Below are 12589 nucleotides of genomic sequence, written 5' to 3' on the forward strand. Positions count from 1 at the left end.
CCCGGTATGCCGACATCTTAATGATAGCCGATTGTCAAGGTCGTGGCACGCGAATCCTGGCGGCTCGCGAGATTTTCAGGCTTTCAGGAGGCCATATCGGGCGAGAGCGCGGGAGAGTTTCGCGACGGACGCCTCGTCCAGCGCGCAGAGCGGGAGGCGGACCTCGTCGCGGCCCCGGCCGAGCAGGGCGATCGCGGCCTTCAGCGGGACCGGGTTGGGAGCCAGGCCCAGCAGGTCGCGGCAGAGGGGGAAGAGCCGGGCGTGGGCCTCGCGCGCCGCGACGGCGTCGCCCCGCTGGAAGGCGTCGATCAGCCCGCGGACGTCGCGGGGGACGAGGTTGGCGGCGACGGAGACGACCCCCTCGGCGCCGACGGCCAGCATCGGCAGCGTCAGGCTGTCGTCCCCCGAGAGGACGGTCAGGTCGGTCCGGCTGAGGATGTCGCTGACCTGGTCGAGCGAGCCGGCGGCCTCCTTGATCGCCACGATCGAGGGGATCGCGGCCAGCCGCTCGATCGTCTCGGGCTCCATGTTCCGCCCGGTCCGCGCCGGGATGTTGTACAGCACGATCGGCAGGTCGACCGCCTCGGCCACGGCGGCGAAGTGGCGGTACAGCCCCTCCTGGGCGGGCCGGTTGTAGTACGGCGAGACCATCAGGGCCCCGTCGGCGCCGGCGCGGGCGGCGAATTTCGTCAGCCGGATCGCCTCGGCCGTGGAGTTCGAGCCGGTCCCGGGCACGACCTTCGCCCTGCCGGCCGCCGTCTCGACCACGATCGCGATCACGCGCTCGTGCTCGACGTGCGAGAGAGTCGGCGCCTCGCCGGTGGTCCCGACCGGGCTGAGGATGGGCGTCCCCTGCTCGACCTGCCATTCGACCGAGGCCCGCAGCGCGGCCTCGTCGACCTCGCCGTCCCGAAATGGGGTCGCCAGCGCCACCGTGCAGCCGGCGAAAATCCGTCCCTTGCTCGCCATGGAAGAAGCACCCAACGTCTGCGTCGTCGCGTTCGGGCGCGATCACATCTGGAATCCCGGCGGCTCCTCGCGGGGTCGCGACCCCGCGGGGGGCGTGCCGGGCCGCGCCCATGATCCGATATCTTAGGGCCTCGCGGCGGGCCGGGGAAGGGAGGCCCGTCCGCGATCATGTTTCGAAACGAGCGGCCTCGCCCCTTCAGCGCGCGGCCTCGATCCTGCCCTTCATCTCGCGGACGGCCGCCTCCAGGCCGACGAAGACGGCCCGGCAGACGATCGCGTGGCCGATGTTCAGCTCGGCCATCCCGGGGATCAGGGCGACGTCCGCCACGTTGCGATAGTCCAGCCCGTGGCCGGCGTGCAGGCCGACGCCGGCGGCGACGATCCGCGCGCCGGCGTCCCGGAGCGACCCCAGCACGGCGTCGCGGTCGCGGCCCTCGCGGGCGTCGGCGTAGCGGCCGGTGTGCAGCTCGATCGCCTCGACCCCCAGCGCGACGGCCGCGTCGATCTCCGCCGGATCCGGGTCCAGGAACGCCGCGACGCGGATCCCGGCGTCGCGCAGGCGGTTCACGGCCTCGGCGACCGCCTGGCGGCGGGGGGTGATGGCCAGGCCCCCCTCGGTCGTGACCTCCTCCCGGCGCTCGGGGACGATCGTCACCTGGTCGGGGCGGGTCGCGACGGCGATCGCCACCATCTCGGGCTCGATCGACAGCTCCAGGTTCAGGTCGACCTGGACGGTCTCGCGGAGCAGCCGGAGGTCGCGGTCCTGGATGTGCCGGCGATCCTCGCGGAGGTGGATGGTGATCCCGTCGGCCCCCCCCAGCTCGGCCGCGGCGGCGGCCCAGATCGGGTCGGGCTCGACCCCCCGGCGCGCCTGGCGGATGGTGGCGACGTGGTCGATGTTCACGCCCAGGCGGGCGGGGCCCCGATGCGGGGGCCTGGCGTTCGCGTTCGCGGTCATGGCTGCGGTCTCGGTCCGAAGGGGTGCGTCAGCGCGGGCCCGCGCCCGCCTTGCCCACCAGCTTCAAGGGGGACTTGGCCAGGACGAACGTCCGCTCGCCGGCCAGGGTGAACGCCACGCGGCCCTTGCGGTTGGGGCCCGCCCCCTCGATCGCCACGATCCGCCCCAGGCCGTACTGCGGGTGCAGCACGGACGCCCCGGGCCGGAAGGAGTCCAGCTCGCCGGGCTTCGGCGGGGCGACCGGCGCGGCGCCCCCGCCGCCGCCGAGCTGCGCCGCGGTCGTCAGCCGGAAGCCGCTCGGGGCGGGCGTCGCGGCGCGGTCCGTGCGCGACTGAGCTTGCGGCAGTTGCGGCCTCCGCGGGGCGTAGCTGGTGTAGCCGCTCGACGGCGACCCCCAGCGGGTCTCGACGGTCGACACGCCCGAGCGGTCGTCGAACGTCAGGAAGTCCTCGGGCAGCTCCATCAGGAACCGCGACTGCGCCGTCGCCTGCTGCTGGCCGCGGAAGGTCCGGATGCGGCAGCGGCTGACGTACAGCTCCTTCCGCGCCCGGGTGATCCCGACGAAGAACAGCCGGCGCTCCTCCTCCAGCTCGGTCGGGTTCTCGAACGCCCGGCTGTGGGGGAGGAGCCCTTCCTCCAGGCCGATGATGAAGACGACCGGGAATTCCAGCCCCTTCGCGGCGTGGAGGGTCATCAGCGTGACGGCGCCGGTCTCCTGGTCCCAGCGGTCGACGGGCGACGCCAGGGTGATGTCGGCCAGGAAGTCCTGGATCGTGGAGCCGGGGTGTTCCAGGTCGAACTCGCGCGCGGCGGTGATCAGCTCCTCCAGGTTCGCGAGCCGGTCCTCGCCGTCCCCCTTGGAGTCGGCCTTGAGGTGCTGGCGGTAGCCGGACTTCTCCATCGTCTGGAGGATGACGACCTCCGCCGGGTGGTCGCGCAGCGTGGCCAACTCGTCGAACAGGGCGGTGAAGTCGAGGAACGCCCGGATCGCCTTCTCCTTCAGCCCCGGCACCTCGCGGGCGCGGCGGGCGGCGTCGAGCAGGGGCAGCTCGCGGTCGCGGGCGAACGCGATCAGGTGGTCGAACGACGTCTTCCCCAGGCCCCGCGGCGGGACGTTCACCACGCGGCTGAACGCCAAATCGTCCTTGGGGTTGTTGATGAGGTTCAGGTACGAGACGACGTCCTTGACCTCCTGCCGCTCGTAGAACGACACCCCGCCGACGATCTGGTAGGGGATCCGGGCCGATCGGAACGCCTGCTCGAAGGTCCGCGTCAGGGCGGTGATCCGGCAGAAGACGGCGACGTCCGAGTAGTTGTACGACCCTTCGCGGACGAGGCTGGCGATCCGGCCGGCGACCCCCTCGGCCTCCTCGGTCTCGCGGGCGTAGGTGGTGATGTTCACCAGCTCGCCGTCGGGGTTCTCGGTGATGAGGTTCTTGGCCTTGCGGTTGACGTTGTAGTGGATCAGGTGATCCGCGACGGCCAGGATGTTCTTGGTGCTGCGGTAGTTGTGCTCGAGCTTGACCACCTTGACGGAGGCGTAGTCCTTCTCGAACTCCAGGATGTTCGAGAGGTTGGCGCCGCGCCAGCCGTAGATGGACTGGTCGGGGTCGCCGGTGACGCAGAGGTTGGGGTGGTCGACGGACAGGGCCTTGACGATGGCGTACTGGGCCATGTTCGTGTCCTGGTATTCGTCGACCAGGACGTAGCGGTAGCGGGCGTCCAGCTCGGCCCGGACGTCGCGATGCTCCTTGAGGATCTTGACGACGTGGACGAGCAGGTCGTCGAAGTCGACGGCGGAGGCGGCCTTCAGGCGCTCCTCGTACGCGGCGTAGACCTTGGCGACGAGGCGGTCGCGGTCGTCGCGGGCGCGGTGGGCGAGGGCCTTGGGGCTGGCGAGGTCGTTCTTGGCCCGGCTGATGGCCGACTCGATCTTCTCCGGCGTGATCGGCGACTCCTCCACGCCGAGGGCGTCGAGCACGGCGCGGACGGTGCGGAGGCGGTCGGCCTGGTCGTAGATGGTGTACGAGGCGTCGAGCCCCACGAGCGAGCCGTAGGAGCGGAGGAGGCGGGCGCAGAAGCCGTGGAAGGTGCCGACCCAGATCTTCGCGCCGGGGACCACGGTTTCGATGCGCTCGCGCATCTCGCCGGCCGCCTTGTTCGTGAACGTGAGGGCGAGGATGCTGTGCGCGGGGATCCCCCGGCGCAGCAGGTAGGCGACGCGGCGGGTGATGACGCGGGTCTTCCCCGACCCGGCTCCGGCCAGGACGAGGAGGGGGCCGTCGACGTGCTGGACGGCTTCGCGCTGGGGGGGCGTCAGGTCGGCGAGGAGGTCCATCGCGGTCCTTGCTCTGGGCGGGTCGCCCGGGTTCCGGGTCCGGGGGTCTAGTCTCCAGAAGTATAGCGGCGGGGTCGCGACCGGGCGATCCGATTTCCCCCCGCCCCGCGCGGGGCGGCCGTCGCGACCGTGGCATCCTACCCGCCCGGCCGGGGCGCGCGTTAAGCTGGTGCGGTGATTTCCGATCGGGCGGCGAAGGGGGGCGAGATGGAGATCGTCGGGGTGGGGTCGGGGATCGTCGAGTGCCTGCGGATCGGGGCGATGATCGAGCGCCACGGCGAGCTGTTCCTGCAGCGCGTGTACACCGAGCGCGAGATCCGCTACTGCCATTCCCGCCGCCGGGCCATCGAGCAGTTCGCCGCGCACTGGGCGGCGAAGGAGGCGGTGATGAAGGCGCTGGCGACCGGCCGGGTGGAGGGGGTCTCGTGGTCCGACGTCGAGATCCGGGTCGGCCCCCGGGGGCGGCCGGTGGTCATGGTCGGCGGCCCGGCGAAGGACGTGATCCGCTCCCGCAAGGTGGGCGACGTGCTGGTCTCGATGGCCCACTGCCGCACCTACGCCACGGCCCACGCCACGGCGATCGCCCGGCCGTCCGGGGCGTGAAAACGCGAACGCCCCCGGGAGGTCGGGGGCGTCGATCGGGCTTTTCCGTGGAGGCGGGGCCGGCTCAGGCGCGGTTGAAGCGGCGACGGGCCGCGGCGGCGAGCCCCAGGCCGCCGGCGATGACGCCCATGAGGACGCTCGAAGGCTCGGGCACGACCTCGAAGTTGTAGGTGACGGCGTCGGAACCGTCGAACTGCCAGCTGATGTTGTCGATGGCGGCGATGTAATCACCGCTGGCGCCCGAGCCGATGAATCCGGCGACGGCGTAGACCTGGTATCCGGCGAGCTCGTCCTGCCAGGCCGAGAGGGACTGCGACTTCCACGTCCCCGTGATCCGGGACCAGAACAGGGCTTCGCCATCGTCGTGGGCGTCGGCGGTCGTCCACGCGTCGACGGGGGCCGACCACGGGGATTCCGTCCGGTTGTAGTAGGGCTCGTAGTTGATCCAGCCCGAGCTGCCCGCCTCGTCGGAGACATAGATGCCCAGCGCGGGCGCCGCGATGGCGGAGACGGCGGCGCTGCTGGCCGACGACCGGTACCAGTCGTACGAGAGGCCGATCAGGTTATCGAGGGCGCCTAGCGAATCCCCGGTCCAGTACATCGCCTCGGCGGCGCCGCTGGCGCTGCTCGTGCGCAGATACATCGAGCCGTTGCCGGACTGGGCGAAGTTCGTCCGGATCCCGATCTCGCCGCCGCTTCGCGTGTTGCCGGACGACCAGGGGGTGCCGCCGAAGGAGACGAACGCGCCGGTCTCCAGGTCGCCCGGCGGGCCGTTGTTGGAGTAGACGACCGTATCGGCCGAGACCTGGGCCGACAGGCCGACCAGCAGCGCGGCGGCGATGGCGCCAAATCGGTGGAGGAAGCGGGAGGGCTTCAGCACGTCGATTCTCCAGGAAAGCGTCCAGATTGCAGGATGAACAATCTCATCCACGGATCGAGGACGAACCTAGCAGACTCGGCGGCCGATATTACGTCGCGATGGGAATCTTCAACGCCGCGATGCGTATCGTCGACGCGGGTCGCGGCGTTGATCCCTCGGGGCGACGCCGGGCCCCCGGACGGGGCCCGGCGTGGCGCGCCAGGCGGTCACTCCGTCGCGGCGACCTCGGCCGACTCGGCGGCGGAGGCGGCCCGGGGAAAGATGTGATCCGTCGCCGCGGGGGGCGCGACGTACTGGTCACCATGGCGCCCACTGCCAAGCCCACGCCACGGCGATCGCCCGGCCGGGACGAGAACCGGGGGCATCAAGGGGCGCGATTTACACCAGGGCCGGCTCTCCACCCCATTCCGGGGGCAGGTATCGCTTCCGCCACCGATAATAGGTGGCCTCGTCGATCCCCTCGCGCTTACAGAGTTCGTCCACGGGCATGCCGCACTGCATCCCGGCCCACAGAACGCGGAGTATCTCGGATCGCTGCCATTTCATGCCCGGGGGGCGCGGGAGAGGACAGCCCCGGACCAGGAGGCCGGTCCCCTCCCGGCTTATCAGCGAGATGCAATGCTTGATGATGTCGGCGCGGATGCCGAATCCGAGTTCCGGGTAGGTCAAAGCCCAATTGATGATGTGCTGGGCAATCGATTCCCGCTCCGTCTGGATGAGACGCGGCTCCACCGCGTTGATCTCGTCCAACGCTTCCCCGATCCGCCCTCCCAGGATCAGGTGTCGGACATATTCGTACCAGTAGTCGGCGACCTCTGGCGCCAGCGACATGGCCCGCTTGAATTCCCTGTCGGCCTCGCCGACCTCTTCCCACCCGCGCGTTTCGCCCAGGGCCCGCGCCAGTAGCGCGTGATACTCCGCCAGGAGGGCCCGTTTCTCGAAACCATGCCCCGCGTGAATCCCTTCGGGGAGGCGATCCCCCGCGTGCCTCAGCAAGAGGCGGATCTGCTCGATGATCGCGGGCAATCGCCGAAAAAACGCGGGGTTTCGCCTTCGCCAGATGTGCAGCCAGTGGGCGAGTTCCCCATGCCAGCGGTCGAGCCGGTCGAGAACATCGCCCAACGCCGAGTCGCTTGGAAAGGCCGGGATGGAGGGGATCGGCGCGACTCCCCAGGGCAAGTCATTCCTGGATTCGTTGTTCCTCACTTCGATCACCAGATAAGCGTCAAGCCCTCCCGGGCCGGCGACTTCCGCCGGCCTTTCGGACGGCCCCCCCACCCGGCGGGGGAGGGGGGGCGATTCGCGACAGGCCGGTCCTCGTCACTCCGTCGCGGCGACCTCGGCCGACTCGGCGGCGGAGGCGGCCTCGAACGAGGCGACGGCGTTGTTGATCTTCTCCAGGGTGCCCGCGCTGGGCTCCTTGGTCCCCTTGCACTTGGGGTACTTGGCGCAGCCGAGGAAGTAGCCCCGGCGGCCCTTGCGGGGGGTCATGGGGCCGCCGCACTCGTCGCAGACCTCGTCGATCTCGATCGACTTGAGGTCCGGTCCCTTGGCGGCGGCGGCCGGGGGCGGGGCCATCTTGGCGACCTCGTCCTTCAGCTCGTCCGGGACCGGGACGGCGTTGCGGCACTTGGGGTAGCCGGTGCAGCCCAGGAACGCCCCGCGCTTGCCCTGGCGCACCGCCAGCGGCTTGCCGCACTTCTCGCAGTTGATGTCGATCTTGACCGTCGGCAGGGGGTTCCCCTCGGCGTCGACGGCCACGATGTTGCGGCACTTGGGGTAGCCGGTGCAGCCCAGGAACGGACCCCGGCGGCCGTCGCGCAGGGCCATCGGCTTGCCGCACTTCTCGCAGACGTGCTCGGTCTCGCGCATCTTGGGGACCGGGTTCCCGGCCGCGTCGATGTCGAACGATTCCTTGCACTCCGGGTAGCCGGCGCAGGAGAGGAACTTCTCCCCCTTCTTGTTCTCGCGGATCATCAGCGGCTTGGCGCACTTGGGGCAGGCGTGGCCGCTCTCGACGGCCTCGGCCCGGGGGGCGCCGCCGACGGGGCGGGTGGCCTTGCAGTCGGGGTACTTGGAGCAGCCCAGGAACTCCCCCGTGCGGCCGAACTTCATGACCATCGGCGCGCCGCAGGCGTGGCACACCTCGTCGGTCATGATCTGGACGCGCTCCATCCCCGTCTCGGCGGCCTTCAGCGCCTCCTGGAACGGATGGTAGAACTCGTCGAGGACCTTGACCATGTCCTCCTTGGCCGTGGCGATCTCGTCGAGCTCGTCCTCCATCCGGCCGGTGAACTTCAGGTCGAGGATCTTGGGGAAGTGCTTGACCAGGACGTCGGTCACGACCATGCCCAGCTCGGTCGCGAAGAACCGCCGGTCCTTGTGCTCGACGTACTTGCGGTCCTGGATCGTCTGGATGATCGGCGCGTAGGTCGACGGCCGGCCGATGTTCTCCTTCTCCAGCGCCTTGATCAGCGTGGCCTCGCTGTAGCGCGGGGGGGGCTGGGTGAAGTGCTGGGTGGCGGCGAGGTCGCGCAGGTCCAGCGGGTCGTCCACCTTGATCGGCGGTAGGAGGGCGTCCTCCTGCTTGCCGGCCGCGGCCCAGACCCGGCGATGGCCGTCGAACCGGAGGATCTTCCCCTGGGCCTTGAACAGCCCCGGGCCGGCCGTGACGCCGACGTCGGTGACGGTGAAGACGGCCGGGGTCATCTGGCTGGCGACGAACCGGCGGTAGATCATGTCGTACAGCCGGAACTGGTCGTGGTTCAGGCGGTCGCGGATCCGCTCCGGCGAGAGGGCCAGGTCGGTCGGCCGGATCGCCTCGTGGGCCTCCTGGGCGTTCTTCCCGGCGGCGTAGCGGTTCGGCTTGGCCGGCAGGTACCTGTCGCCGTACTGGTCCTTGATCCGGTCGCGGACCGCGTCGAGCGCCTCGTTGGAGACGCGGAGGCTGTCGGTTCGCATGTAGGTGATCAGGCCGACGGGGCCGCTGCCGTCGACGTCGATCCCCTCGTACAACTCCTGGGCGACCTTCATCGTCTTCTTGCCCGAGAAGCGGAGCCGGATGGCGGCCTGTTGCTGGAGCGTGCTGGTCTTGAACGGGGCGTCGGCCCGGTCGAGCTTCTCGGCCTCCTCGACCTTCGTGACGACGTAGCTCTCCGAGGCCAGCACGTCGCGGATCTTCTGGGCGTCGGCCTCGGTCTTGGCCTCGAACTTCTTCCCCTCATATTCGGCCAGCGCGGCCTCGAAGCCCTCCCCCTCGGCGGCGGAGCCGGCCGGGGCGACGACGGCGGTGATCCGCCAGAACTCCTCCTGGACGAAGGCGCGGATCTCGCGCTCGCGGTCGACGATCAGCCGGGTGGCGACCGACTGGACGCGGCCGGCGGAGAGGTTGCGGGCGACCTTCTTCCAGAGCAGGGGGGAGAGCTGGTAGCCCACGAAGCGGTCGAGGAACCGCCGCGCCTGCTGGGCGTTGACCATGTCCATGTTGATCGGGCCGACCTTGCCGAACGCGTCGCGCACGGCCCGCTCGGTGATCTCGTGGAACGTCACCCGGCGGACCCGCTCGTCGGGCAGCTCCAGCGCGTGCTGGAGGTGCCAGGCGATCGCCTCCCCCTCGCGGTCGGGGTCGGTCGCCAGGTAGACGATGTCGGCCCGGTGGGCGTCCCGCTTCAGGTCGCCGATGGTGTCCTTCTTGGTCGGGACGATCTCGTACGAGGGCTCGTAGCCGTTGGCGACGTCCAGCCCCAGCTTGCGCTTGGGGAGGTCCCGGACGTGGCCCATGCTGGCCTTCACGATGTACTTCGAGCCGAGGAACTTGTTGATCGACTTGGCCTTCTTGGGGCTCTCGACGATCACCAGCGACGGCCCCCCGCCGGCGGGGCCGAGGTCGGCCGCCCCGGCCTTCGACCGCGTGCCCTTGGCGGCGGCCTTCTTGGGGGCCGCCTTCTTGGCGGCGCCGGCCGCGGCCTTCGGCTTCTTGGCCTTGGGCTCCTTGGCGTCGCCGGTCTTGGATGCGGACTTGGGGGATGGCTTTGACGGCACGATGTTGTCCTATGATCTTTCCTAGAATCCGGATGCGTCGATCCGTCGGATTCCCGCCGGGGTCCGCCCGCGGAGACTCCGGTGTTGCCCCGGGCGATGGAGTTGCTACGATGGGGGCTTCTGGATCGATCGACCGCGACCCCGCATCCTTCACACTAGCGGCATAGCTAGGGTAACGGGGCCTGTCAAGGGGGGGAGGTCCAGGAGGCCCCCCCGAAGCCTCTCGCCAGCACCCGAGGATTCCATGTCTTTCGAGGTCTTCCGACGACACCGCCGCAAGGGTCTGGCCGCCCTCGCCATCCTGGCCATGTTCAGCTTCGTCCTGGCCGACAGCCTCCCCCGGCTGCTGACCCCCGACTACGCCACCCAGGACGTCGAGGTCGCCCGGATCTTCGGCCGGTCGATCCACCTGAGCGACCTGAACCAGATGGCCCGCCAGCGCTCCCGCGCCAACCAGGTCGCCTCCATGCTCGGCCTGACCATGTTCACGCGGGACTTCTTCGGCGGCCTCAAGCAGCGCGACCTGATCGACGCCCTCATCCTGGAGAAGGAGGCCGACCGCCTGGGGATGCCGGCCGACACGGCCACCGGCCGCGACTGGCTCCGCGCCGTCACCAACAACCGGATCAACCGCGAGACCTTCGAGCAGCTCTACGCCCCCTTCAGCGGCGACGTCACCCAGGAGCAACTCCTCGCCGACATCGCCAACCAGGTCCGGCTCGCCAAGGTCCGCATGCTCGGCGGCGAGCCCCTGGTCACCCCCTACGACGTCTATCGCGCCTACCGCGGCCAGAACGAGCGGGTCGCCGCCAAGCTCGTCGAGATCCCCGTCGAGGACTTCCTCGACAAGGTCGGCGAGCCCTCCTCGGCCGACGTCCAGGCCCTCTACGACGAGTACAAGGACGTCCTCCCCGACCCGGACTCGCCGACCCCCGGCTTCAAGATCCCCCGCCGCGCCCAGGTCGAGTTCGTCACCGTCGACGCCGCCGCCCGCGCCCGCGAGATCCGGGACAAGCTCTCCGACGCCGAGCTGCACACCTATTACGAGAACCACAAGGCCGAGCTGAAGGTCCCCTCCGAGCTGCCCGAGGCCCTCTTCGCCGACGCCCCCGACCTCACCCCGCCGATCGTCCAGCCGTTCGCCGACGTCCGCGCCCTGCTGGCCGACCGGCTCGCCGACGAGAAGGCCCAGGCCGAGATCAACGAACTCTTCGCCAAGATCCGCGACGAGGCCCTGATCCCCTACGCCGACGCCTACCTCACCATGCTCGACGACCGGGCCGAGGACCCCAAGGCCAAGGTCGAGGAGCCCACGCCGGTCGACCTCAAGGCCATCGCCGCCAAGGAAGGGATCGCCTACGAGATCTCGCCGATGCTCACCCGCGAGCAGGCCGCCAAGTACGGCATGATCGCCGGCGCCCAGGTGGGCTCGGAGCGCTTCAGCAACGGCCGCCCGTTCGTCGACGAGATCTTCGACGCCAAGCTCGGCGTCTACGAGCCGGTCGAGCTGACCGACATCGTCGGCGGCCGTTACCTCGTCCGCAAGCTCAAGGACGAGGCCCCCAAGGTCCCGCCGCTGGATGACGTCCGCGCCGAGGTCGTCCACGCCTGGAAGCTGGACAAGGCCCGCCCGCTCGCCGAGAAGGCGGCCAGGGAACTCGCCGCCAGGATCAAGTCGGAGAAGCAGGGGAAGGTCGACGAGGACGAGGTCGACGGCCACCAGGTCCTGACCCCGCCGCCGGTCGCCCGCCGCCAGAGCGGCATCTCCGGCAACCCGTTCGAGCCCGCCCCGCAGGTCGAGACCCCCATCGCCGACGTCCCCCGCGCCGGGAAGGAATTCCGCGACGCCTACTTCGGCATCCAGGAGGGGGAGACCGCCGTCGCCCCGAACCTGCCGCGGACGACCTATTACGTCATCGCCCTGGACCGCCGCGAGCCCGTCGACTTCGGCCAGTTCTACGGCCCCATCGGCGAGGAGATGCGGTTCCGCTCGCTGGCCCGCCAGGAGACCGCCGTCCGCCAGGACCAGGCCTGGATGGACCGCCTCCGCCGCCAGGCCGGCCTCGCCGCCGACTGGGCCCCCCCCGACGAACTCGACAAGGACGACGCGCGGGGCTGACCCCGCCGCCGACCCACGTCGACCGAACCTCCGCCGATCCCCGCCCCCCAAGGCGGGGATCGTCGCACGCCCAGCGACCGTCGGACGCCCCGCGAAACTTGGCTTCGTTCGTCGCGCGCGAACTTCCCGGTTTTCGGCCCAAATCTAATCAGGTTGCCGAGATACGGGGCGCGAGGCTTGGCTTCGTTCGTCGTTTTCGAATGCACCGCGTCGATTGCCCGGCCTGGGCGTGCCGGTCGACGGGAGACCCATCGCCGCGACGGATCGCCGCGGGGTCGCGACGCCCGAGCCCGGCGCGTGCCGTCCTTTTTCCCCGGGGCCATCGCGTCTCTGGCCCCTTCACCGCCAGCGAATTGTCAAGGAGCCATGAAATCCCGCATCATCCAAGCTCCGCGGGCGTGGAGGTGGGATTTCATGAATCCGGCAAGTAATCTCAGACAGGCCGCGGGGCCCGACCCGGGGCCGTCGACGCCATCGCGCCATGGCCATCGAGCCCTGCCTCCTGGCGGGGGAAGGTGGCCCGAAGGGCCGGACCGCGGGGAACCCAATCGGGTAGGCCGGCGGGCTCCCCATACGGTCGGACGGGCTCCCGAAGTCCGTCGGTGCCTCTGCTCGTCGTCCCCCTCACCTGACCGCTTCGCGGTCTGTCCTCCCCCGCGAGGGGGGAAGACGTCGGATGAG

General features: G+C 70.2%; 8 protein-coding genes. 2 read left to right on the top strand and 6 right to left on the bottom strand.

Annotation, left to right across the window (positions count from 1 at the left end; all coding sequences use genetic code 11):
* Positions 1–75: 75 nt before the first annotated feature.
* The 3 genes from dapA to WG209_RS19315 form a co-directional block, all read right to left on the bottom strand.
* Positions 76–969, bottom strand: coding sequence for a 4-hydroxy-tetrahydrodipicolinate synthase (gene dapA, locus WG209_RS19305; RefSeq protein WP_337176719.1), 894 nt, complete (start codon positions 967–969; stop codon positions 76–78).
* Positions 970–1165: 196 nt separating this feature from the next.
* Positions 1166–1927, bottom strand: coding sequence for a pyridoxine 5'-phosphate synthase (locus tag WG209_RS19310; RefSeq protein ID WP_337176720.1), 762 nt, complete (start codon positions 1925–1927; stop codon positions 1166–1168).
* A gap of 28 nt (positions 1928–1955) precedes the next feature.
* On the bottom strand, positions 1956–4265 hold the full coding sequence (locus tag WG209_RS19315; RefSeq protein ID WP_337176721.1) for a UvrD-helicase domain-containing protein: 2310 nt from the start codon (positions 4263–4265) through the stop codon (positions 1956–1958).
* A 174-nt stretch (positions 4266–4439) separates the two neighbouring features.
* Here WG209_RS19315 and acpS point away from each other — a divergent pair, with 174 nt between their 5' ends.
* Positions 4440–4868, top strand: a complete 429-nt coding sequence (gene acpS / locus WG209_RS19320; RefSeq protein WP_337176722.1) for a holo-ACP synthase — start codon at positions 4440–4442, stop codon at positions 4866–4868.
* 64 nt (positions 4869–4932) lie between these two features.
* On the opposite strand, the gene WG209_RS19325 is transcribed toward acpS, so the two are convergent.
* The 3 genes from WG209_RS19325 to topA all read right to left on the bottom strand — a co-directional run bounded on the left by WG209_RS19325 (position 4933) and on the right by topA (position 9789).
* The gene (locus WG209_RS19325) at positions 4933–5748 is read right to left on the bottom strand and encodes a hypothetical protein (protein ID WP_337176723.1); all 816 of its coding nucleotides are present in this window, start codon (positions 5746–5748) and stop codon (positions 4933–4935) included.
* A gap of 378 nt (positions 5749–6126) precedes the next feature.
* Positions 6127–6870 carry a helix-turn-helix domain-containing protein gene (locus WG209_RS19330; RefSeq protein ID WP_337176724.1) on the bottom strand — a complete coding sequence of 248 codons (744 nt, stop codon included), beginning with the start codon at positions 6868–6870 and terminating at the stop codon, positions 6127–6129.
* Positions 6871–7068: 198 nt separating this feature from the next.
* Entirely contained in the window at positions 7069–9789 is a 2721-nt protein-coding gene (topA, locus tag WG209_RS19335) for a type I DNA topoisomerase (protein WP_337176725.1), read from the bottom strand.
* Between the two features lie 244 nt (positions 9790–10033).
* On the opposite strand from topA, the gene WG209_RS19340 reads away from it, so the two are divergent.
* Entirely contained in the window at positions 10034–11908 is a 1875-nt protein-coding gene (locus tag WG209_RS19340) for a hypothetical protein (protein WP_337176726.1), read from the top strand.
* Positions 11909–12589: the final 681 nt, after the last annotated feature.

Source organism: Paludisphaera sp., assembly GCF_037189885.1.
Lineage (GTDB): Bacteria > Planctomycetota > Planctomycetia > Isosphaerales > Isosphaeraceae > Paludisphaera.